Origin of the sequence: Polaribacter sp. Z014, assembly GCF_023555435.1 — a bacterium.
In the GTDB taxonomy this organism is placed as follows: domain Bacteria; phylum Bacteroidota; class Bacteroidia; order Flavobacteriales; family Flavobacteriaceae; genus Polaribacter.
In genome coordinates, this window is record NZ_JALCZP010000005.1 from 60822 (window position 1) to 83947 (window position 23126).

20 protein-coding genes are annotated in these 23126 nt (G+C 31.2%); 6 read left to right on the forward strand and 14 right to left on the reverse strand.

All coding sequences use genetic code 11. From position 1 onward, the window contains the following. The 3 genes from MPF19_RS08515 to MPF19_RS08525 are packed head-to-tail and all read left to right on the forward strand — an operon-like array spanning position 1 to position 1969. Positions 1–846: a phytoene/squalene synthase family protein gene (locus MPF19_RS08515; protein WP_203394399.1), complete on the forward strand. Its 846-nt coding sequence runs from the start codon at positions 1–3 to the stop codon at positions 844–846. After that, a complete protein-coding gene (locus MPF19_RS08520) occupies positions 846–1292 on the forward strand; it encodes a sterol desaturase family protein (RefSeq protein WP_203394400.1) in 447 nt (148 codons plus the stop codon). Before MPF19_RS08515 ends, MPF19_RS08520 begins: the two co-directional genes overlap by 1 nt. Next, on the forward strand, positions 1292–1969 hold the full coding sequence (locus MPF19_RS08525; protein ID WP_249987768.1) for a lycopene cyclase domain-containing protein: 678 nt from the start codon (positions 1292–1294) through the stop codon (positions 1967–1969). The genes MPF19_RS08520 and MPF19_RS08525 overlap by 1 nt, the downstream gene beginning before the upstream one ends. A gap of 12 nt (positions 1970–1981) precedes the next feature. Here the strand turns inward: MPF19_RS08525 and MPF19_RS08530 are convergent, their stop codons facing one another. Together MPF19_RS08530 and mqo are read right to left on the reverse strand one after the other, a co-directional pair. Beyond that, complete coding sequence (locus MPF19_RS08530; RefSeq protein WP_249987769.1) at positions 1982–2947, reverse strand: D-2-hydroxyacid dehydrogenase; 966 nt, start codon at positions 2945–2947, stop codon at positions 1982–1984. A gap of 7 nt (positions 2948–2954) precedes the next feature. After that, positions 2955–4316 carry a malate dehydrogenase (quinone) gene (gene mqo, locus MPF19_RS08535; protein ID WP_249987770.1) on the reverse strand — a complete coding sequence of 454 codons (1362 nt, stop codon included), beginning with the start codon at positions 4314–4316 and terminating at the stop codon, positions 2955–2957. Positions 4317–4705: 389 nt separating this feature from the next. On the opposite strand from mqo, the gene MPF19_RS08540 reads away from it, so the two are divergent. After that, entirely contained in the window at positions 4706–8707 is a 4002-nt protein-coding gene (locus MPF19_RS08540; protein WP_249987772.1) for an Ig-like domain-containing protein, read from the forward strand. A 608-nt stretch (positions 8708–9315) separates the two neighbouring features. On the opposite strand, the gene MPF19_RS08545 is transcribed toward MPF19_RS08540, so the two are convergent. The 3 genes from MPF19_RS08545 to MPF19_RS08555 are packed head-to-tail and all read right to left on the reverse strand — an operon-like array spanning position 9316 to position 11617. Next, complete coding sequence (locus MPF19_RS08545) at positions 9316–10227, reverse strand: alpha/beta hydrolase (protein WP_249987773.1); 912 nt, start codon at positions 10225–10227, stop codon at positions 9316–9318. A gap of 10 nt (positions 10228–10237) precedes the next feature. Next, a complete protein-coding gene (locus MPF19_RS08550) occupies positions 10238–10966 on the reverse strand; it encodes an esterase family protein (protein ID WP_249987774.1) in 729 nt (242 codons plus the stop codon). Between the two features lie 30 nt (positions 10967–10996). Next, positions 10997–11617: a GDSL-type esterase/lipase family protein gene (locus tag MPF19_RS08555; RefSeq protein WP_249987775.1), complete on the reverse strand. Its 621-nt coding sequence runs from the start codon at positions 11615–11617 to the stop codon at positions 10997–10999. A gap of 308 nt (positions 11618–11925) precedes the next feature. Between MPF19_RS08555 and MPF19_RS08560 the strand changes: the two genes are divergently transcribed. Beyond that, positions 11926–12714, forward strand: coding sequence for a metallophosphoesterase family protein (locus MPF19_RS08560; RefSeq protein ID WP_249987777.1), 789 nt, complete (start codon positions 11926–11928; stop codon positions 12712–12714). Positions 12715–12720: 6 nt separating this feature from the next. Then, positions 12721–13317: a hypothetical protein gene (locus tag MPF19_RS08565; RefSeq protein ID WP_203394407.1), complete on the forward strand. Its 597-nt coding sequence runs from the start codon at positions 12721–12723 to the stop codon at positions 13315–13317. Between the two features lie 106 nt (positions 13318–13423). Here MPF19_RS08565 and argH read toward each other — a convergent pair whose 3' ends face one another. The 9 genes from argH to argC form a co-directional block, all read right to left on the reverse strand. After that, the gene (argH, locus tag MPF19_RS08570; protein ID WP_249987779.1) at positions 13424–14698 is read right to left on the reverse strand and encodes an argininosuccinate lyase; all 1275 of its coding nucleotides are present in this window, start codon (positions 14696–14698) and stop codon (positions 13424–13426) included. A 146-nt stretch (positions 14699–14844) separates the two neighbouring features. After that, positions 14845–15912, reverse strand: a complete 1068-nt coding sequence (locus MPF19_RS08575; protein ID WP_203394439.1) for a M20 family metallo-hydrolase — start codon at positions 15910–15912, stop codon at positions 14845–14847. 2 nt (positions 15913–15914) lie between these two features. Then, a complete protein-coding gene (gene argB / locus MPF19_RS08580; protein WP_203394409.1) occupies positions 15915–16691 on the reverse strand; it encodes an acetylglutamate kinase in 777 nt (258 codons plus the stop codon). A gap of 86 nt (positions 16692–16777) precedes the next feature. Continuing rightward, positions 16778–17716, reverse strand: a complete 939-nt coding sequence (locus MPF19_RS08585) for an N-acetylornithine carbamoyltransferase (protein WP_249987781.1) — start codon at positions 17714–17716, stop codon at positions 16778–16780. Between the two features lie 45 nt (positions 17717–17761). Continuing rightward, the gene (proB, locus tag MPF19_RS08590) at positions 17762–18526 is read right to left on the reverse strand and encodes a glutamate 5-kinase (protein ID WP_249987782.1); all 765 of its coding nucleotides are present in this window, start codon (positions 18524–18526) and stop codon (positions 17762–17764) included. Positions 18527–18629: 103 nt separating this feature from the next. Beyond that, positions 18630–19826, reverse strand: a complete 1197-nt coding sequence (locus MPF19_RS08595) for a glutamate-5-semialdehyde dehydrogenase (RefSeq protein ID WP_249987784.1) — start codon at positions 19824–19826, stop codon at positions 18630–18632. A 90-nt stretch (positions 19827–19916) separates the two neighbouring features. Then, a complete protein-coding gene (locus MPF19_RS08600) occupies positions 19917–21047 on the reverse strand; it encodes an aspartate aminotransferase family protein (protein WP_203394413.1) in 1131 nt (376 codons plus the stop codon). A 4-nt stretch (positions 21048–21051) separates the two neighbouring features. After that, a complete protein-coding gene (proC, locus tag MPF19_RS08605; protein ID WP_249987786.1) occupies positions 21052–21843 on the reverse strand; it encodes a pyrroline-5-carboxylate reductase in 792 nt (263 codons plus the stop codon). 247 nt (positions 21844–22090) lie between these two features. Beyond that, a complete protein-coding gene (gene argC / locus MPF19_RS08610) occupies positions 22091–23074 on the reverse strand; it encodes an N-acetyl-gamma-glutamyl-phosphate reductase (RefSeq protein ID WP_203394415.1) in 984 nt (327 codons plus the stop codon). Positions 23075–23126 lie beyond the last annotated feature (52 nt).

The following is a 23126-nucleotide window of genomic DNA, read 5'->3' on the forward strand; positions in this document are numbered from 1 at the left end:
ATGAAAGAATTATTTGACAGTGTTTCTAATGATTGTAGTAAGTTGGTTACTAAAAAATATAGTACTTCCTTTTCTTTGGCTGTAAATATGTTATCTCCAAAAATTAGAACAGATATTTATAATATTTATGGTTTTGTACGTTTTGCAGATGAAATTGTAGATACTTTTCATGATTATAATAAAGAACTATTAATGGAGCATTTTGAAAGAGATTATTATCTTTCAAAGGAACACGGAATTAGTTTAAATCCTATTTTAAATTCTTTTCAACAAACGGTAAATAGATATAAAATTCCGGATGAAATGGTACAAGCATTTCTAAAGAGTATGAAAGCAGATTTATATAAAACTGAATACCAAACCAAAGAAGAATATGATGCTTATATTTATGGCTCTGCGGATGTTGTTGGTTTAATGTGCTTAAAAGTTTTTGTTGATGGTGACGATAAAAGGTTTGAAGAATTAAAGGATGCTGCAATGCGTTTGGGTTCTGCTTTTCAAAAAGTAAATTTTTTACGTGATTTAAAAGATGATTATGAAGTCTTAAATCGTTCTTATTTTCCAAATATTGATTTAGGTCAATTAGATGCTGCTTCAAAGCAATTGATCATTGATGAAATTGAAGCCGATTTTGATTTTGCTTACAAAAACGGAATTCTTAAACTACCTGTAGAGGCTAAATTTGGGGTTTATATGGCTTATAGATATTACAGAAGATTATTAAAAAAGTTAAAGAAAGTTCCATCAGAAAAAATTATGGATACTAGAATACGTATTTCAGACCCAATGAAGATTAATTTACTAGCAAGAAGTTATGTGAAATATAAATTAAATATTATAAAATAATGTTTGCAATTATAACACTTGGCGTTTTTTTATTAATGGAAGGGGTAACTTGGTGTACGCACAAATTTGTGATGCACGGTTTTGGATGGTATCTACACGAAGATCACCATCAACCAAAATATAATGGTGTTTTTGAGAAAAACGACGCATTTTTTGTGGTTTTTGCAACACCTAGTATTTTGCTTTTTTACTTTGGAACTTATACCCAATACACTTATTTATTTTTTATAGGATTGGGAATTTTGTTTTACGGAATTGCATATTTTTTAGTACATGATGTTTTAATTCATCAACGTTTTAAATGGTTTAAACACACCAATAATCGTTATCTAAAAGGATTGAGAAAAGCTCATAAAATTCATCATAAACATTTAGGAAAAGAAGAAGGAGAGTGTTTTGGAATGTTATTTGTTCCTTTTAAATATTTTAAAAAACCAAAAATATAGTGTATTTATATCTGCTTTTAAATCTTGGTTCTATTAGTATTCCGTTATTGTATTCTTTCGAAAAAAAAATGCGATTTATTAAACATTGGAAAGCGGTTTTTCTTTCTTTAATACTTATTTCTATCGTTTTTTTAATTTGGGATGCTATTTTTACAGCCAACGGAGTTTGGGGGTTTAATCCAGATTATCACTTAAATTTCTTGCTTTTTGGAATGCCAATTGATGAATGGATGTTCTTTATCTGTATTCCGTATGCAAGTTTATTTATTCATTATTCACTGGAGTATTTTAAACCTAAATTGTTAATTTCAGAAAAGTTTACGAAGTCTATTACACTCTTTTTTATTGTAATTTTACTGCCAGTAATTTTTCTGAATACAGACAAAGCATATACTTTTGTAAATTACATCTTTCTGCTTTTTGTTTTGGTGATTGGTTTTTTCTTCGGATTAAAACAATTGCAAAGATTCTATATTTCTTTCCTTATCATTTTAATTCCTTTTTTTATTGTAAATGGAGTTCTAACAGGTACAGGAATTGATGAGCCTATCGTATGGTATAACAATGCAGAAAATCTTGGTATTCGTTTGTTAACAATACCTATTGAAGATGTGGGCTATGCTTTTACTATGATTTTTGGTAATGTTTTATTGATTGAAAAGTTTAAGAAAATCTAAAAAATACTACTTCTAAGAATTCACCACATTTACGGGGTTTCCATTTAAAAATGCTTCTAAATTTAGCACTGCAGTTTGCATTAATCTGGTACGAGCTTCTTTCGGTGCCCAAGCAATATGTGGTGTTATAATGCAGTTTTTTGCATTTAATAATGGATTATTTTCTAACATAGGTTCTGCAGAAATTACGTCTACCGCAGCGCTTGCTACTTTACCTGAATTAAGTGCGTTCTTAAGGTCTTCTTCAACTACTAATCCACCTCTAGAGGTGTTAATAATTAATACGCCATCCTTCATCTTTGCAATATTATTTTTATTAATTATTCCATCTGTGCTTTCCGTAAGCGGACAGTGTAAGCTAATAATGTCTGCTTTTTCAAACAAATGATCTAATGGAACATAACGGCAATTGGCTGTTTCAAGTTCAGGATATTTAGTTCTGCTATGTACCAAAATATGTAATCCAAAAGCTTCTGCTAATTTTGCAGTTGCTTGTCCGATACTACCAAAACCAATAATCCCAATAGTTTTTCCAACCAATTCTATTAAAGGTGTTTCTATAAATGAAAAATCAGCACTATTTATCCATTTTCTATTTTGAACAGCTGTATTATGTTTTCCTATATTATGGCACATTTCTAGCAATAAGCCCATGGTAAATTGTGCAACCGATCGGGTGCTATATGCAGGAATATTTGTTACTGTTATTCCTAATTCTTTCGCATAACTTACATCAACTACATTATAACCAGTAGCTAAAACTCCTATATAGGTAACGTGTGGCACTTTCTGAAGAATACTTTTTGTTAAGGGCGTTTTATTGGTAAACACAACCGTTGCTTTGCCAATAGCTTTAATAATAGTTTCTTCATCTAAACTAATTCTATCATATATTTTTAAAGAACCAAACTGTTCTATTCCTTGCCAATTAAGATCGCCAGGGTTTAATGTATATCCATCTAAAACTACTATATTCATAACTTTTTTAACTTTTAAAACTTCTATTAAATACTTCCTTCATTACGGAATATGAAGTAGAAGCTCCTGGAGAAGCACCTAAAAGGGCTGCAATTTTTTTATCTTCAGAAACTATAATTTCCGTTCCAAATTCTAGTTTACCAAATCCTTTTTTATTGCGTTTTATAATTTGAACACGTTGTCCTGCAACAACCGTTTTCCAATCATCATTATCTGCTTCAGGGTAGAAAGCTCTTAACTCATCCATTCTATCTTTAAAGGATAAACGGACTTGTTGAATAAGATATTTTACAAGCGGTAAGTTTTGGTATCCGGCACCTAATAGACTCATAATATTATCAAATTCTACAGACCTTGGCAAATCAAACATAGAACCATGTTTTAAAAACTTTGTTGTAAAACCAGCAAAAGGGCCAAATAACAATTCTTTTCTTCCGTTTATCATTCTAGAATCCATGTGAGGTACAGACATTGGTGGAGCACCACGTCCGGCTTTTCCATAGGCTTTTGCATGATGTCTTTCTATAATTTCTGGATTGGTGCAACGCAACCAAAGGCCACTAATAGGGAAACCTCCATATCCTTTCGCTTCTTTAATATTCGCTTTTTCTAGTAGAGGTAATGATCCGCCTCCAGCACCTATAAAAAGGTAATTGGATGCCAACATCCAATGTTTACCTACATTTTGTCCTTTTATACTCACTACCCAACGGTCTCTTTTAGACTTTTGAATGTTGTACACATTGCTATGATTCAATAATTCTACGTGCTCTTGTTTTTTTAAATAACGAAATATTTGTTCTGCTATTTCACCAAAATTAACATCATATCCCTTTTTAAAATAGGTGGCTGCAACACTTTCTTTTGCAGAACGCCCCTCCATCATTAATGGTAGCCATTCTTTTACTTGTTCGTTATCTTTAGAAAAAAGCATGTCCTTAAAATTAGGGTGTTCTTTCATAGTAGTATAGCGTTTCTCTAAAAAAGCAATGTCTTTTTTACCTCTAACAAAACTAAGAAGAGGAACTTCACTAATGCATTTTGATAGATTGTTGATATATCCTTTTTCTGCACAGTCTTTCCAGAAATTATAAGTTTCTGTAAATTGTTGAGAAATACTAATTGCTTTATCAATATTTACAACACCTTTTTTTTCTGGAGTATAATTTAGTTCACAATTTCCAGAATGTCCGGTTCCAGCATTGTTCCAAGCTTCAGAACTTTCTGAGGCCATTGTAGGTAATTTCTCTATAATGGTTATTTTCTTTCCTGGAAATTTTTCATATAATAATATGGCTAATGTGGCAGTCATAATACCTCCTCCAATTAGTACAAATTCGGAGTGTTTTACAGATACAATTTTTGGCATTTTTCTATTTTTGAGGATGCAAAGATACTTTTTTATCTATTTTTTTTCACCTCATTTTTAATGATAATTTGGCAATTTTTGGGTGATTAATTTAGCTAATGTGTAAAGAATAAATAGCCTAAGTTTTTTTAGAATTAAAGACTTATAAATATTAGGTTTTACGAATTAAGAAAACCTTAGTTTTCGTTAGTTAATAACTTATATATCGTTTATAATAAAATTACACCGTAAATATTAAGAATTCCATATTAATTTAACCATATGTTTCTTAATTAAACTGTTCTGTGGTAATCTGATTTCATAGTTTATAATACATTTAACAACACTTAACCCAATTCTTAATTATTATGAAAAAAAAAAATACGAGATCAAAACTATTTCTGTTAGTAATGAGTATCATTACTTTTTCCTTAACGGGATTTAGTCAATCTGTTAGTATTGACGGAGATTCACCTCTGCGTAAATGGGACAAAATTGTAACAGTACTTACATTACCAAATACCATAACAGAATCAACAACAAGTTTTAGAAATAACCGGATGGATGTCATTTTTACGGCACCCGATGGTAGTGAATTACATGTTCCAGGTTTTTTTGCAGCAGATGGAGATGCTGCCAACACAAATGCTAAAACAGGAAATCAATATAAGGCATATTTAAGACCAAATATTATTGGTAATTGGTCGTATCAAGTACTTTTTTATACAGGTACAGATGTAGCTATAAAAACGGTGGAAGAATTGCCAGCACCCTTACATAATATAAGTGGTACTTTAGGGAACGTAATTATTTCTAACGCAAGCTTACCAGATTTAAAAGTAAAAGGAAGATTACAATACCAAACTACAGGTACAAGTAATGAACGTCGTTATTTAAAATGGGCTGAAACAGGGGAATACTTTTTAAAATTTGGACCTGATTCTCCAGAAAACTTATTAAACTATGATGATTTTGATCATGATGTAGTTAACAAAAATACTTGTGGCCTTTGTACGGAACATTCCTATAATCCACATGCAAGCGACTGGAATACAGGAGACCCAACTTGGGATAATGGAAAAGGTAAAAATTTAATTGGTGCTGTAAATTATTTAAGAGACCAACAAATGAATGCAATGTCTATGTCTTTATATGGTGGTGATGATAAAAATATTTTTCCTTGGGTTACTTCAACAAGTAAATACGAATATGATGTTTCTAAATTAGAACAATGGGAAATTGTATTTGATCATGCAGAAAAAAATGGGCTAATGCTACATTTTAAATTAGCCGAAGCAGAAAACTGGAGTAAATTAGATTTAAGTCAGTTAAAAATATACTATCGTGAAATGGTTGCAAGATTTGGTCATCATTTGGCTATTGAATGGAATATTTCAGAAGAGTTTGGAGGTAAAGACAATACCGATGCTTCTGTGGCAATTCCAAGAATTGATTGGTTGGCAAGTATAGATCCTTGGCAATCTCACAGAGTTTTTCATACATATCCAGGTAAACATGAATTGTATTACAATTACTTACTAAGTAACAATGCTAAAATTACAGGAGCTTCTATCCAAAGTTCCAAAGGAAGTGATTATGATGATGCTTATGACGGGAAATCAGGTTATAAAACATGGATAAATAATTCAAAGAACAATGGCACTCCATGGGTAGTTTCTAGTGATGAGCAAAACTCTGGTAGCATAGGAATGTTTACTACAGCAGATATCAATAATAATGAAGTAATTCCACAGGCCAGAAAAAAGATTTTGTGGAAAGGTTTAATTGCTGGTGGAGCAGGTGTTATGTGGTATGGAGGATCTCAAGGAGATTTTAAAACAGAAAATTTTGAAAGATTTTCAACAATGTTTGGTTGGACTAAAATAGCTGTTCAACAATTCTTTAAAGGGAACGGAATTGAATATTGGAAAATGGAAAACAATGATGCATTAGCCAGCGGTAATTTGAATAGATGCTTAGCCGAAATAGGAAAAACATACGTTATTTATTTAGAAAACGGAGGAACAACAAACATCGATTTAACGGGACAATCTGGTACATTTGATGTAAAATGGTTCAATCCAAGATCTGGAGGTAATTTAGAAGAAGGATCAGTAACAACAGTTACTGGCGGCGGAAATGAAAGTATTGGTACACCTCCAAGCAGCGCCACTTCAGACTGGGTAGCCTTAGTTCAATTACCTAATAATACAAATATAACGGTTGTTGGGTTTAGTATTATTCCAGAAAGTAAAGAACTTCATAAAAACACAACTTTGGCCTTAGGAAAAATATTTACTCCGGCAAATGCAACTAATAAAACAGTTGTTTGGACCTCTAGTGATGATTTAATTGCTATAGTTGATAATGAGGGAGTTGTAACTGCAATAGCAGAAGGTACTGCTACTATTACAGGGATTACTGAAAGTGGTAGTTTTTCTGATACTTCTGTAATAACTGTAGTGTATTACCCTGTTACAGGTTTTGAAATTACTACCGCTGCGGCTAGTGTAATTATAGGAGAAACAATAAATATTTCTACTGCATTTACGCCTGCAAATGTATCTAACCAAACAATAACTTGGAGTTCTAGTGATGAAACTGTGGCAACTGTAAATGAAGGTGGAGAAGTTAAAACCATTAAAGAAGGAGCTACAACAATTACTGCAAATACGCAAGATGGTAGTTTTTCTGATACTGTTTTGGTTACGGTTGAATTAAAGCCGGTAGCTGATTTTGGTTGCTCTTTTGAAGAAGAAAACGGACTTTTAGTTATAGAGGCAGAAAGTGCTATAAATTATGTTGCCGCAGGTTTTAAATTAGAAACAGGAACTGTTGGTACTACTTCTCCTACAGGAACCGGATATTTAAGATATGTTGGCCCAAATCACTTTAATAGTCAAGTAGAGGAAAATATGATAGGGTATAAAATAAAAATTAATACTCCTGGTACATACCGTTTTCAGTGGAGAAATGTGAGAGACCCTCAAGCAACTTCGGGAGATGCTGCTAACGATGCTTGGGCTTTTATTAAAGGAGATGGAGTTCGTTTCTTTGGGAAAAAAGCAGGTACGGAATATACTTTAACCAAACCTACAAAAATGTGGGTGCAAAAATCAGATTTTGTTTATGATACAAATGGCGAAACAAATGTTAATGGAGCTACGGTAAATAGTATGACCATTTGGGCTGCTTTTGATACTGCTGGAGAATATACATTTGAATATGGAGGTAGATCTAAAGGACATAGTGTAGATAGATTGGTTTTATACCAGGCCAGTCAAGGTGCTGCTGCTAAAAATATTCTTACTCCAGAATCTGTACAAATAGGAGAAGATTGTGGTTCGGGAACTGATTGTAAAACAATTACTATGAATGCTTTAGATTTTCCTATTACTTTGATAGATGGTTTTGTTCAAGCGTACAAAGACAATGGAAACAATGCAATGGCTATTAATGCTGCACAGCATAAAAATATTTTTGCAGCAGTAAATAAAGCTTTCTCAGGAGAAGATGGTACTTACAACCTTACCATAACTACATTGGCGGAATTAGATGGTGAATCTACTTATGTGTTAAAAGTTGGAGGTGCTGAAGTTGGAACGTATCAAAACCCAGAAACAACTGTAGATTATACTCCCACAACTAAAACATGGGAAGATGTGGCTGTAAAAAATGGTGATATTATTCAAGTAGAATTTAGTTCTCATTCTAATGGAAAAATCCCTGAAAATGGAGGTTTTGCATTCTCTAGAGGAAGATGGACTAAAGTTGAATTTTCAACTTGTGATGCTGTAGTAGATCCGCCACAAACACAAGAAGTAGTTCATTTTAAAGATTTTCCAGAGGACTTTGGTAATGCGTCAAATACCTATTCTTTTAATTTTACGTATACAGCAAATGAAACAAGAGACATTAATGTTACTATAAAAACACCTGATAATTTAAATCTACCGAGTAATGCAAAAACGGTAAGTGTTAGTCCAGGGGTTGATCAAAATGTAACAATAGCAGTAACTTTACCTACTAAATTAGAAGCAGCTGAAAAATACAAATTTGTTGTTGCCATGCGTCCAACAGGAGGTAAATATGCTGACAACCTTTTTCAAGAAATAAAGTTTGCAAATGTTATAGAGGGAAGTGTATTATCTGTAGCCGATCAGTATTCAAGCAAAGACATTAGTGTATTTCCAAACCCTATTGGTAATAACGATTTAATAATTAAATTGAATACAATTAATGATACAGTGACTTATCAGATTTCAGATATTATTGGAAGAATTATTTTGTCGGATACATCTACTGCTGATAAAATTATTATTCCTTCTAAATATTTTAAATCTAAAAACTTATACATTTTAAGAGTTAAAGATTCTAAGGGAAAACAGTTTGTTAAGAAACTTTTCAAATAGTTTTATTTTAATATTGATGATCAATTGGTTGAGGTTGTTAATGTTTTTATAATCACTAGGATGAAAAAACCACCATAAGAGATGTACTTATGGTGGTTTTTTTTTGATCTAAAGTTGTAACTTTTGGGGTATGGGTAGAAATTGTAAATACAGTATTGCTAGTTTTACTAATAATACTAACGTTGGTATATTAAAATTAGTAGTATATCTTATATTTAAGGAATATTTTCTATCGTAATTATTGATAAATTATTATCAAATAGCAAATAGGTTTGGGAGTTAATTGAACCGTAACGGGTTGTAAATAAGATAAGTAATGTTAAATTATTTTTTTCTTAATAAAAGATAGAAAATCTAATTATATCCTTAGCTGTGATTCTATTTTATATTGAATTAGTAAGGAAAAAGAAATGAAAATAATCAGTCATTTTGATGTTTATTTGTTACAAGAAGGTATAAAATTAATCGACTTTTATTTATTTAAAACTTCTTTAATTTTTAGTTTGTACTTGATAACAATCAATGTAACTCTATTTAAACTAGAAACCCAATAGCATTCTAATTGAGAGAGTCATAGAGACTATATTTTAGAAAAAACAGTTTAAGACCTAAATACTTTTCAACCAATCAGACATTCTATCTAACCAAGTATGTAAATATCCTTCTTGGTTAATAGCTAAAGAAAATCCGTGTTTTCCTGTCGGATAAATATGCATTTCTACTTTTACCCCTTTGTCATTTAATGCTTTGTAAATCTGTAAACTATTCTCTACAGGAACTGCTGGGTCATTAGAAGCATGCACTAAAAAAGTAGGAGGAGTGTTTTCTGTAACATGTAATTCGTTTGAATATTGTACTATTAATTCTTTAGAAGGATTTTTACCCAATAAGTTTTTACGAGAACCTTTGTGGGTATAATCATCTTTCATAGTAACTACAGGATAAATTAAAGCCATAAAGTCTGGTCTTGCAGAAATGGTATCAAGAGCTTCTTCTTTAAAATCGTTGGGTGTATTAAATTGAGTTCCTAAAGTGGATGCTAAATGTCCTCCTGCAGAAAAACCTATTACACCAATTTTATTTGGATTAATTCCCATCTTTTTAGCATTAAAACGAACCCATCTTATAGCTCTTTGCGCATCTTGCAATGGTGCTTTATTTGAGGTGATTAAAGATTTAGAGTTTGGTAGTCTGTATTTTAGAACAAAAGCAGTAATACCCTTACTATTAAACCATTTGGCCATATCTGTTCCTTCCCAATCATAGGCTAAAAAATTATATCCTCCTCCAGGACAAATAATAATGGCTTTATCTGTTGCGTTGTTTTTTGCAGGTGCATACACTTCTAATGTAGGCTTTTTAACTTTAAAAATTTTAATGATAGCTCCTTGTTCTAAGGATTCTTTTTCTGAAGTTTCTATGCTATTAGGTATGGTTTTCCAAAGAGGGATAATTTCATTTTGCGCTAGTAATTTTCCAAAGGATATCATCATAAAGAAAAAAATAAGTCTTAGTTTCATAATTTTAATTTTAAAAATAAATGTTTACCATTGTTCTCCAATAGCAAGCTCTGTGTGCTTCTTCTTGCCATTCAAATAAGTGGTGTGGAATTCCTTTTTCCTGTAAAATATTAGATAATTTGTAATTACTTTCTAAAAAAGAATCTTCTTTTCCGATGGCTAATATAATATCTATTTTACTTAATTGCTCAATTAAATTTGGGTCGTTTAAATTTTTTAAGTATTGGTTAGGCATATTAAAATAGACAAAATCATTATGAAAGCCACTTAATAAATCTTTAAAGTATCCACTAGATTTTGTTAAATCGTACCGACCACTCATTCCTACAACTTTAGTAAATAAATTAGGATGACGCATGGCAATATTTACGGCATGATAGGCGCCTAAACTGCAACCGGCAGAAATAACATTTTTATTTGAATTGATTAAATTAGCGAGAGGTAACACTTCTTCTATAACATAGTTTTCATACTGAATATGCCTGTAAATACGATATCCTGGGTCTTTAAAACTATTATAAAAAGATTCTAAATCTACACTATCTACACAAAAAACTTGTAAATTTCCATTTTTGATTTTCTGCTCTAAAGAAGCTATAATTTTCCAGTTTTCATAATCATAAAACCGTCCCATTCTCGGAGGGAAAAACAGCACTTTTGGGCCTGCATACCCAAATACAAGCAATTCCATTTCTTTTTCAAGATTAGGACTATACCATTTATGATATTCTCTTTTCACTGAAAATTAATTTTCCATCAAGGTACTCTTTTAATACATTTTTTCGAATATTTTTTGAGGAAAAATTTTAGGATACATTAGAAGTGTTTTTGTTAACAGTTTGTAACCTTTGGCATTAAAGTGTAGTCCATCTTCTTCAAAATATTTGCTATTGGGTTTTCCTTTTTTATCTAATAAAGCATCATAAATATTCACAAAATGAAAATTATCATCTTTAGACATTAATTTTTCTATGTTGTTATTTGTATAATGAATACTTTCTAGTAAATGGTTTCTTGCTACACTAGGTTTTATAGAAATATAGGAGCATTTTATATTGCCATATTTAGTTCTAATTTTTAATAATATATTTTCTAAAAATAAGAGAACTTCTTCCGGATGTCTTCCATCACTTAAATCGTTATCACCGGCATAAATTACAATAGCATCTATTTCTTCTATGTTTTCAAAAATACGATCAAAAAACCAAGTACAAGCCGCTAAAGTAGAGCCGCCAAAACCTAAGTTAACAGGATTATGCTCTCTAAAAATAGTGGTTAAATCATCCCATAAGGTTAGGGTAGAGCTTCCATAAAAAATTGTTTTGGGATCATATTCTAATTCTTGAATATGATTTTCTAATCGTTCTAAATCTGGATGATACCAAAACATGTATATTTTTTTTAGGGGTTAAGAGTTAAAGATAAGGGATAAAATTAAAATGTGAGTAATTTTCTAAAAATAAAAACAATGTAGTAAGTTAATCTCTACCTATGTACAACGATAATTAATATAAATCACTAAGATAAAATGTTGTTTTATCAATTTTATTTTTCAAGTTTTACTGCTTGTTGTTTGATTATTAAGATGTAAAATTAGTACTAAAAAGTTTATTTTTATTTATTGTAAGTTCCTACTTTTTTATCGTCTATAAAATGAATAATTTTGCTTATAACTTCTTAAAATAGAGATAAAATTAAATGAAACCTTTAAAAATTATAGTATTATTTGCTATTGCATTTACTTTTTTTAACTGCGATAATCTTTTTGAATATAGCGTTTATGATGCAAATGTAAAAACAGCGAAAAGAAACACGACTGAAAAAAATTTAAAATTATTAGAGAATATTAAATTGGAGTCTCAAGACTTTAAATTCGCTTTCGTTACAGATGTTCATTATTATTACAACAACCTTAGTGCTGTTGTAGACGATATTAACAAAAGAGATGATATTACATTTGTTATTTTTGGAGGTGATATTGCAGATCAAGCATTATTAAAAGAGTTTGATATTTTTTATGATATCATGGAAAAACTTAAAAAACCTTACTTAACGGTTATAGGAAATCATGATTATAATGCAAATGGAAGTATTGTTTACCAAGAAATGTTTGGTGATCTTAATTATTCCTTCGTGTTTAATAATAACAAGTTTGTTCTTTTTGATGATATCATTTGGGAAAGTAATAAAGATCCAGATTTTGATTGGTTAGCATCAGAATTAAGCGATCATGCTAAGTATAACCAAGTATTTCAAATTGCCCATATTCCTTTTACAAGCCTGCATTTTAAAGGTGAGATGAGAGATAAATATGAGGCTATATTAAAAGATAATAATGTTTCATTAGTTATAAACGGACATAATCATAGCTATTTTTATGAAGAAGGTAAGCCCACTTATTTAACAGTGCCTTCGCTTAAAGAACCTGAATATGGTATTATAAGCGTAAAAGATGATACTTTTAATATTGAAATGATAGAATTATAAATTGAGATGAAGATTAAAAACGTATTAATAGTATCCCTTGTATTTTTAGTTTTTACTAAGTTAAATGCACAAGAAGCCAATTTAAGTAAAGAGAAGTCTTGGTATGTACCAGATTATGTGAAAATGCAATTTGGCGGGAATATTGGGCTTGTCTCTGTTGGGGCAGGGTATCAGTTATTCAATAAAGTATTGTATTCAGAATTATTATATGGGTATGTTCCGTCATCCGTATCTAAAGCAGATAGAATACATTTAATTACAATAAAAAATACTTTTCCTATTTTTAGAAAAGAAATAGGAAAAAATTTAACGATAACTCCTATAGCTGGTTTTACTACCACTTATGATATAGGAACCATGTCTTTTACTACGCTACCTGGCATATATCCTGAAGGATATTATGTACCGAATGCTTTTCATTTTACATTGTATGGAGGTGGTTTAATTCATAAAGATTTTAAGAAATCAAAAATAATAAAAGGGTTAGATTTTTATATTGAAATAGGAACAGTAGAAACGTATTTATGGTATACAATTACATCAAAAGATGTTGGTGTAAATGATGTATTTAGTGCAGATGTAGGAGTGAATTTCTATTTTTAAGAAATAAAATATTTAAAGATTCCATAAATAAAAAGCCTTGTCTACAATTTGTAAACAAGGCTTTTTATTTTTAGATAGTCAATTTTAATTGTATAGAACAATATTTTTACTTCGGATATTTCTCACGAATCTTATCTAAACTCAAATTATGAATACTTCCAACATGCGTATGTTGTTTTCCTAAATCTGGTTTGTAAGTTCCTGCTTGAACTTGTCCGCCAATTTTTTGATAGGCTTCTCTAAAAGACATACCTTCAACTACTAGATTATTGATGCTATCTACCGTAAATAAATACTGATATTTTTCATCATTTAAATCAATGTCTTTTACAATTACTTGTTGAATAGAGTAGTTAAAGATGTCTAAAATATCTTTTACATCCTCAAAAGCATTGATGATGTTTTCTTTTAATAATTGAAAATCTCTGTGATAACCCGTTGGTAAATTATTTGTAATCATTACCATTTCTGTATGTAGAGCCTGAATTTTATTACATTTTCCACGAATCAACTCAAAAACATCTGGATTTTTCTTGTGTGGCATAATGCTACTTCCGGTTGTTAATTCATCAGGAAAAGTGATAAAACCAAAATTTTGACTCATATACAAACAAACGTCCATAGCAAAACGAGACATGGTGTTACACAATCCACCTAAGGCGGAAGCAATAGAACGTTCACTTTTTCCTCTACTTAACTGTGCAGCCACTACGTTGTATTTCATGGTTGCAAATTCTAATTCTTTGGTCGTTAATTCTCTGTCAATAGGAAAAGAAGAACCATAACCAGCAGCAGAGCCTAAAGGATTTTGGTCTACAACTCTAGATACCGCATTTAACATATAAACATCGTCAATTAATAATTCTGCATACGCAGAAAACCACAATCCGAAAGATGATGGCATGGCAACTTGTAAATGCGTATACCCTGGTAATAAGCTTTCTTTATGTGTTTCAGCTAAACCTAAAAGGGTATCAAATAACGTTTTAGTTTTATCATTTATAACAGCTAAATTTTCTTTATAATACAATTGAAGTGCAACTAAAACTTGGTCGTTTCTAGAACGAGCTGTATGAATTTTCTTACCAACTTCACCTAATTTATTAGTAAGTTCCCATTCAATTTTAGAGTGTACATCTTCAAAAGATTCTTCTATTACAAAGGTTCCTTTTTCAATATCGTCTGCTAATTCTTGCAATCCTCTTTTTAAATCTTTCAATTCATCGGCAGTAATAATGCCAATAGATTCTAGCATTATTGCGTGCGCTAAAGAAGCTTGAACATCATATTTTGCAATATGCATGTCAATTTCTCTATCGTTACCCACTGTAAATTTTTCTATTTGTTGATCTATTGAAAATCCTTTATCCCAAAGTTTCATATTTTTCTATTTATCCTGCAAGGTCTTAAAGACCTTGTAGGTATTATTACATTATTAATTTAAAGACTTACAAGAATTTTGAAACCTCGCAAGATATTTTTTATACCTACAAGGTTTTAGAAACCTTGCAGGAAAAACATTATTATTTATACAATTACACGTTTTAATAATTCTACATAAATTTGAATTCCCTCTTCAATTTCTGCCAAATATATAAATTCATTTGCAGAATGAGAGCGAGTACTATCACCAGGGCCTAATTTTAGAGATTCGCAACTTAAACAAGCTTGATCTGATATTGTAGGAGAACCATATGTTTCTCTGCCCATGGCAATTCCAGCTTTTACTAAATCGTGATCTATAGAAATAGAAGAGGAATTTAGTTTTAAACCTCTAGGAGTAATTGTGGTACAAGGTGATTTTTCTTGTAAAATATCTGCAATTTCTTGATTAGAATATGCGTCGTTTACTCGTACATCAATTACTAAATTGGTATGTGCAGGTACAACATTGTGCTGAGAACCAGCAGAAATTTGAGTTACCGTCATTTTTACATCACCTAAAGCTTCTGAAGTTTTTTTAAATTTAAAATCTTTAAACCATTGTAAAACTTCAATGGTATTGTATATTGAATTGTTATCATTTGGATGTGCCGCATGACTTGGAGTTCCTGCTACATCAGCATCAAAAACAACCAAACCTTTTTCTGCAACGGCTAAATTCATTAATGTAGGTTCTCCAACAATAGCCACATCTATATGCGGAATTATTTTTAACATGCTATTTAACCCGTCCGGACCAGAATCTTCTTCTTCTGCAGATGCTACAATAACCAAATTATATTTTAGATTTTCTTGTGCATAAAAATTGGTAAAGGTTGCCATTAAAGACACTAAACATCCACCGGCGTCATTAGATCCTAAACCATATAATTTTCCATCTTCTACTATAGCTTTAAACGGATCGTTTGTATAGGCTGTATTTGGATGCACCGTATCATGATGAGAATTTAACAATAAAGTTGGTTTGCTATCATCAAAATATTTGTTGGTTGCCCAAACGTTATTTTTTGTTCTTATATACGGAATGTTTTCTTCTATAAACCATCCTTCAATCAATTTTGCTGTCTTGTCTTCTTCTCTAGAAAATGATTGGGTTTCAATCAGATTTTTTAAAAGAGAGATTGCTTTTTCTGTTAATTTTTCAATACTCATCATTATAATGTAATTGTTGTAAAATTATTGTTTTCTTTTGTCAACATAGAAGTATTACCAATATTAACTCTTGTTACTCCATTATTTAAAGCATCAAAACAATTGTCTAATTTAGGAATCATTCCGTCAGTAATAATTTTAGCATCTAATAACTCTTTATAAGAATTTGTATTGATGCTTTTTATAACAGAATTTTTATCGTTAAAATCTTTTAAAACTCCATTTAATTCAAAACAATAATAAATTGATGTTTCATAGATTTCACTCATTCCAACTGCAATGGTACTTGCTATGGTATCTGCATTGGTGTTTAATAATTGTCCATTTCCATCATGCGTAATAGCACAAAAAATTGGTGTAAAATCTGCTTTTATTAATTTATCAATAGAATGTGAAGCTATTTTTTTTACATCACCTACAAAACCAAAATCGACTTCTTTTACCGGTCTTTTTTCTGATTTTATACTGTTGATGTCTGCTCCAGTTAAACCAATAGCATCTACCTGTAAAGCTTGTAGTTTAGCCACCACATTTTTGTTTACCAAGCCGCCATAAACCATGGTAATAACTTCTAAAGTTTCGGCATCTGTAATACGTCTACCATTCACCATTTTAGATTCTATACCTAATTTAGAGGCAATATGAGTAGCACGTCTTCCACCTCCGTGAACAAGTATTTTCTTTCCTTCTAAATTAGAAAATAATTTTAGAAAAGCATTTAAAGAAGTTTCATCTTCTATAATGTTTCCTCCAATTTTTATGATTGATAGTTTTTCCATTTTTATTAAGTTTCAGTCATTGCGAGGAAGAATGACGAAGCAATCTATTAATCAAATAACAGATTGCTTCGTGCCTCGCAATGACTTTAGTTGTTTTCTAATATTTTTTTCAACACCAACTGAGCAGCATACGTTCTATTATTTGCTTGTTCAATAACCAAAGAGCTATCAGAATCTAAAACGGCATCATCAACAACCACATTTCTTCTAACGGGTAAACAGTGCATAAATTTTGCAGCACCAATTTTATCTTTGGTAATCATCCAATCCAAATCGGTTTTTAAAATTTGTCCATAATCTTCATAAGAACTCCAATTTTTGGTGTACACAAAATCAGCATCTTTAAAAGCTTCTTCTTGGTTGTGATAAACAGGAGTGTTCTTAGTAATTTCTGGGTTTAAATTATAACCTTCCGGATTTGCAATTACAAACTCAACATCCATTTTCTGCATCGCTTGAGTAAAACTATTGGCAACAGCATGTGGTAAAGCTTTAACGTGTGGTGCCCAACTTAATACTACTTTTGGTCTCTTTTTAGTCGTATTTTCAGAAATAGTAATCGCATCCGTTAATGCTTGTAACGGATGACCCGTTGCGCTTTCCATACTTACAATGGGTACGGAAGCAAATTTTACAAAAGATTTTAAAACCTCTTCAGATTCGTCTTTTTCTTTATCTGTTAATGTAGGAAAAGCTCTTACAGCAATAATATCACAATATTGAGAAATTACAGCAGCACCTTCTTTTATATGTTCTGCAGTGGTACCGTTCATTACAGTTCCATCTTCAAATTCTATTCCCCAAGCATCTCCGGTTACATTCATTACAATAGGATCCATACCTAAATTTAAAGCTGCTTTTTGTGTACTTAAACGCGTACGTAAGCTAGAATTGAAAAACAACAATCCTAAGGTTTTATTTTTTCCTAAATGATTGTTATTTAATGGTTTTCTTTTCAATTCTTTGGCTTCTTGAATCCAATTGTCAATATGTTCTATGTCGTTTATGGAGGTGTAATTTTTCATTGTGTTTTTTTTGCAAAAGGTTTAAATCCCTTGTATTGTGTGGTGTTATTTTATTTTTGTAAACGGAATTTTATTTTCAAAAGCATTGGTCATAAAATTATCTTCCAAACCGTTTACAATCCATGTTTCTATGTTTGCATTTTTTGCAAGTGCGGCTGCTTCAATTTTAGAACCCATTCCACCACTTCCGTGAGTAGATTTTGTGCTCACCACTTCTTTTAGTAACTCTTCAAAATTATCAACTTCTAAAATAGTTTCTGGAGCATTATTTTTAAAAGACTCTTTGGTGTAAATTCCGTTGGTGTTTGTGGCAATAATCAACAAATCAACATTTAATAAAGTAGCAGTTAAAGCCGCCAATTTATCATTGTCACCAAATTTTATTTCATCAGTGGCAACAGTATCATTTTCATTAATAATAGGAATGTAATTATTATGAATCAATACATTTATAGTATTTACAATATTTACTTTACTGTCTTGTTTTTCAAAATCAGAGTAGGAGAGCAGGCATTGAGAACTCAATAAACCATATTCTCTAAATATTTCTTGATAAATTCTAATTAAATGTGGCTGACCAATAGAAGCCAAAGCTTGTTTTACAAAAACTTCTTCGTGTTTACCTTCTAATTTCACAAACTGTTTAGCTACCGCAATTGCTCCAGAACTAACAATAATAAACTCGCAGGTATCTTGTAGTTTTGCAATTTGATTTGCAAGATCTTCAATTTTTCCTCTCGAAATATTATCGGTTTCTTTTGTAAGGGTGTTAGAACCTATTTTTAGTAAAATGCGTTTCTTTTTTTGCATTGTGTTTAATTACGAGTTTTACTTCTTAATTTTTCTATTTATTTTTTTCTTGATAAGTTGTAAATGGTTAAAGTTTTTACCACCAATCGGCACAGTAAAACTGTTAATTTCGTACTTGTCCATTTCCATGAACGTACCATTTATTGGTTACCAAGTGTTGCAAACCGATTGGTCCGCGTTGGTGCAATTTGTCTGTGCTAATTGCTAATTCGCCACCCAAACCTAATTGACCACCATCTGTAAAACGAGTAGAAGCGTTATGATACACAACAGCCGTATCTACGTTTTCCATAAATATTTTTGCTTTCTCAATATCCTTTGTAATAATAGCAGATGAATGTCCGCCAGCATATTTATTTATCATGGCTATAGCATCAGAATTTGAAGCAATTTCACCAATCACAATTTTATAATCTAAAAACTCTTCATACCAAACTTCGTTTGATGAAATCTGCTCTAAGTTATGATTTTTAGCCACAGTTACATCACCCAAAACCTGAATTTTTGCTTCATTTAATTTTGAAATCAATTTATTGATAAATGCTTTTTTATTCGGAAGGTTTTTATCAATTAACACTTTGTCAACGGCGTTACATGCAGAGATTTTAGATTTTCCGTTGATAATTACTTCAACAGCAATATCTAAATCGGCTTCTTTTTCTACGTACACAAAGTTGTTTCCTCGTCCGCTAATTATAACGGGGCAAGTAGCATGTTTTTTTACAAAAGCAATTAAACGTTCTCCACCACGAGGTACAATTAAATCTACCTTTTGCGTTGGTTTCTCTAAAAAAGCCTGTGTTTCTGTCCTATTGAATTGTAAATATTCTACCCAATCTGTAGCAGCATTGTGCTTTTTTAAAGCCTCGTGCCATAAGGCTACAATTTTTAAGTTAGAATTTAACGATTCTTTTCCACCTTTTAATAATATTTTATTTCCAGATTTAAACGCAATTCCTGCAGCTTCAACGGTAACATCTGGTCTCGATTCATAAATAATAAGAATGGTTCCAAAAGAAGCCGTTTTATTATACACTTGCATTCCGTTATCATGCTTAAAACTAAAACGTTCTACACCCACAGGATCTTCTTGAGAAGCCAAATGTTTAGCCGCAGCAATCATTTCATCAACTTTAGTGTCATCTGCTTTTAAACGATCGAACATAGAAATGTCATCTCCTTTATAAGCCTCTAAATCTTTTTTGTTGATAGCTATTATTGCTGCTCTTTCTTGCTCTAGCAGTTCTGCCATTGTTAGTAAAACAGCGTTTCTAGTTTCAATTGATAATAACGTATTCATATTCTTATAGTATTCAGTTTACAGTTGCAGTTTACAGAAAAACTTTGCGAACTCCGCGAAAAACTTTGCGTCCTTTGCGTTTAAATTTATTTATTCCCCTAAAGCATCAACCAAAGCTTCAAAAAATTGATTGATATGCTCTTTCTTTATTGTTAATGGAGGTAAAATTCTCAATAAATTTTTATTCATTGCGCCTCCTGTAAAAATTTGATAATCGTAAATTAATTTCTTGCGTAAATCTCCAACTTCAAAGTCGAATTCTAAACCAAGCATTAAACCTTTTCCTTTAATATTTTTTATCTGCGGAATTGTCTTAGCTATTTTTATAAAGTAGCAAGACATCTCGTTTACATTATCTATTAAGTTTTGTTCTTCAATAACATTTAGTACCGATAAACCAGCAGCACACGCCAAATGATTCCCTCCAAAAGTAGTGCCTAACATTCCAAATTTTGCTTCAATGCTTGGGTGAATTAAAATGCCACCAATCGGAAAACCATTTCCCATTCCTTTTGCAATAGAGATAACATCTGGAGTTACATTATAATGCTGAAAAGCAAAGAATTTACCAGTTCTACCATAACCAGTCTGCACTTCATCCGCAATAAAAAAGGTATTGTTTGCTTTACAAAGAACATCTACTTGTTCAAAAAACGCAGCAGTTGCTTGGTCTAAACCTCCAACTCCCTGAATAAACTCTACAATAACGGCACAAACATCACCTTTTTCTAGTTCTGTTTTTACAGCTTCAATATCGTTTAAATTTAAAAAGGTAACTTTTTGTTGTGCATTAATCGGTGCAATAATATTTTTATTATCGGTGGCAGCAACCGCAGCAGAAGTTCTACCATGAAAACCATTTTTAAAGGCAATTACTCTAGATTTATTGGTTTTAAAAGAAGCTATTTTTAAAGCATTTTCATTGGCTTCTGCACCAGAATTACATAAAAACAATTGGTAATCTTTACAACCGGAAAGCGCTTCTAATTTATCAGCTAATTCAACCTGTAAAGGATTCTGAATAGCATTAGAATAAAAGCCTAATTTTTCAACTTGATTTGTGATTGCTTTTACATATTTTGGATGTGCATGCCCAATAGAAATTACAGCATGCCCACCATATAAATCTAAATATTCCGTTTTGTTTTCGTCATAAACATAAACACCCTTAGCTTTTACAGGGGTAACATCGTATAGTGGGTAAACATTAAATAATGGCATAATATTAGTTTTTTATTTGGTTGATTTTCTCAAAAGATTTATTAATTCCTGTAATTAAAGAAGAGCTTAAACCTTGGTGTTCCATTTCGTTTAATCCCTCTATAGTACAACCACCAGGAGTGGTAACTCTGTCTATTTCTGCTTCTGGATGTCTGCCAGATTCTTTCAGTAAAGTAGCTGCTCCAAAACAAGTTTGCATGGCTAATTCATGCGCTACATCCGCTTCAAAGCCTAATTGAATAGCACCTTGAGTTGTTGCTCTAATTAAGCGCATCCAAAAAGCAATTCCGCTTGCACAAATAACGGTAGCTGCTTGTAATTGTTCTTCCGGAATTTCCATAGAAAGCCCTAAGCTATTAAAAATAGTTTTAGCCAATTCTACCTTTTCTTTCCCTTTTGTATTCGGAGAAAGACAGGTCATAGATTGTCCAACAGAAGCGGCAGTATTTGGCATAGAGCGAATAATAAATTTATCACCCCCAACAATAGCTTCTATTTTTGCAATAGAAAATCCTGTAATTACAGAAATTAAAACATGATTTTCTTTTAGAAGTGGTTTTACATTGTTTAAGATATTTTCTAAATGTCTTGGTTGCACTGCAAAAATTAAAATATCAGAATTTTTAATAGCTTCCTCGTTATCAGAAGTTAAAATTACTTCACTAAAGTTGTTAAAATCTTTAATAGAATTTGTATTTCTTTTTGTTAAGTATAAAGAACTAACTACTTTATTTTTTAATAAACCTTTGGCGATAGATTGTCCTAAACTTCCTGCTCCAATTATTGCTACTTTCATAAATATTTTTTTTAGGCGTTCCCTAAAGGTCGCGCTTTACACTGTATCTTTTTATGCTGAATTAAGTTCAGCATCTGATTTTTCTATTTAAATCAATTTAATTTACCTAAAGATACTGAAACAAGTTCAGCATAAAAAGGATGCCGTTTCAATCGCTAACGCAAGCTAGTAAATAGTCAACAACATATTTTATATTATAATTACGAGGAATCTTTTTGGAAATAAATCCTTAGCTATCGCCCTACGATTAAAAGTAATTTGCTTTTATTTTTAACCCTAGTGTTTCCTCAAAACCATGCATTAAATTCAAATTCTGAATTGCCTGACCAGAAGCACCTTTTAATAAATTATCAATAGTACTAGTAATTAATAATTTATTGCCGTGTTTTTCTAGTTGTATCAAACATTTGTTGGTGTTTACTACTTGTTTCATAAAAATACTTTCATCAGAAACAAAAGTAAAAACCGCATCTTTATAATATGCTTTATACATTTCTTTTGCTTCTTCCAAAGTACCATCAAACTTTGTATAGGTTGTTGCAAAAATTCCTCTAGAAAAATCACCACGATTTGGCATAAAATTAATTTCAGAATTAAAACTTGGTTGTAACTGATTTACCGTTTGGTTGTATTCTCCTAAATGTTGATGATTAAATGCTTTATAATGAGAAAAGTTATTATCTCTCCATGTAAAATGTGTGGTTGCAGATAAAGATGTTCCTGCACCAGTTGCACCCGTAACAGCATTCACATGTATATCATTTTGTAACAATCCGTTTGCGGCTAGAGGTAAAACCGCCAATTGTATTGCAGTCGCAAAACAACCTGGATTCGCGATGTAATTCGCTGTTTTTATAATTTCTTTATCTAGTTCTGGTAAACCATAAACAAAATCTTTTCCTTCAAAATTCTTATCAGCAAGTAATCTAAAATCGTTACTTAAATCAATGATTTTTGTGTTATCAGAAAAGCTGTTTTTTTGTAAAAAAGAAGTGGAGTTTCCATGACCTAAACATAAAAATAAGACATCAACATTTGCATTTATTTCACTTGTAAAACTGATATCCGTATCACCAATTAAATCTTGATGCACTTTATATAATTTGTTACCAGCATTAGAAGTACTGTAAACAAAATTGATATTTGTTTTTGGGTGATTTAATAATAATCTAATTAATTCACCTGCTGTATAACCAGCTCCTCCTATAATTCCTACTTCTAAATTTTTCATTTTGATGGTATTTATTATCTAAATATCCTGCAAGGTCTTTTTTTGACCTTGT

Excerpts from the sequence above, each read along its gene's own strand:
- MPF19_RS08515 (WP_203394399.1), top strand. The coding sequence starts at position 1 with ATGAAAGAATTATTTGACAGTGTTTCTAATGATTGTAGTAAGTTGGTT.
- argH (WP_249987779.1), bottom strand. The coding sequence starts at position 14,698 with ATGAAACTTTGGGATAAAGGATTTTCAATAGATCAACAAATAGAAAAA.
- MPF19_RS08555 (WP_249987775.1), bottom strand. The coding sequence starts at position 11,617 with ATGTTTTGGTATCATCCAGATTTAGAACGATTAGAAAATCATATTCAA.
- MPF19_RS08585 (WP_249987781.1), bottom strand. The coding sequence starts at position 17,716 with ATGAAAAATTACACCTCCATAAACGACATAGAACATATTGACAATTGG.
- MPF19_RS08540 (WP_249987772.1), top strand. The coding sequence starts at position 4,706 with ATGAGTATCATTACTTTTTCCTTAACGGGATTTAGTCAATCTGTTAGT.
- MPF19_RS08560 (WP_249987777.1), top strand. The coding sequence starts at position 11,926 with ATGAAACCTTTAAAAATTATAGTATTATTTGCTATTGCATTTACTTTT.
- proB (WP_249987782.1), bottom strand. The coding sequence starts at position 18,526 with ATGCAAAAAAAGAAACGCATTTTACTAAAAATAGGTTCTAACACCCTT.
- MPF19_RS08600 (WP_203394413.1), bottom strand. The coding sequence starts at position 21,047 with ATGCCATTATTTAATGTTTACCCACTATACGATGTTACCCCTGTAAAA.
- argC (WP_203394415.1), bottom strand. The coding sequence starts at position 23,074 with ATGAAAAATTTAGAAGTAGGAATTATAGGAGGAGCTGGTTATACAGCA.
- MPF19_RS08575 (WP_203394439.1), bottom strand. The coding sequence starts at position 15,912 with ATGAGTATTGAAAAATTAACAGAAAAAGCAATCTCTCTTTTAAAAAAT.
- MPF19_RS08595 (WP_249987784.1), bottom strand. The coding sequence starts at position 19,826 with ATGAATACGTTATTATCAATTGAAACTAGAAACGCTGTTTTACTAACA.
- MPF19_RS08520 (WP_203394400.1), top strand. The coding sequence starts at position 846 with ATGTTTGCAATTATAACACTTGGCGTTTTTTTATTAATGGAAGGGGTA.
- proC (WP_249987786.1), bottom strand. The coding sequence starts at position 21,843 with ATGAAAGTAGCAATAATTGGAGCAGGAAGTTTAGGACAATCTATCGCC.
- MPF19_RS08530 (WP_249987769.1), bottom strand. The coding sequence starts at position 2,947 with ATGAATATAGTAGTTTTAGATGGATATACATTAAACCCTGGCGATCTT.
- argB (WP_203394409.1), bottom strand. The coding sequence starts at position 16,691 with ATGGAAAAACTATCAATCATAAAAATTGGAGGAAACATTATAGAAGAT.
- mqo (WP_249987770.1), bottom strand. The coding sequence starts at position 4,316 with ATGCCAAAAATTGTATCTGTAAAACACTCCGAATTTGTACTAATTGGA.
- MPF19_RS08545 (WP_249987773.1), bottom strand. The coding sequence starts at position 10,227 with ATGAAACTAAGACTTATTTTTTTCTTTATGATGATATCCTTTGGAAAA.
- MPF19_RS08565 (WP_203394407.1), top strand. The coding sequence starts at position 12,721 with ATGAAGATTAAAAACGTATTAATAGTATCCCTTGTATTTTTAGTTTTT.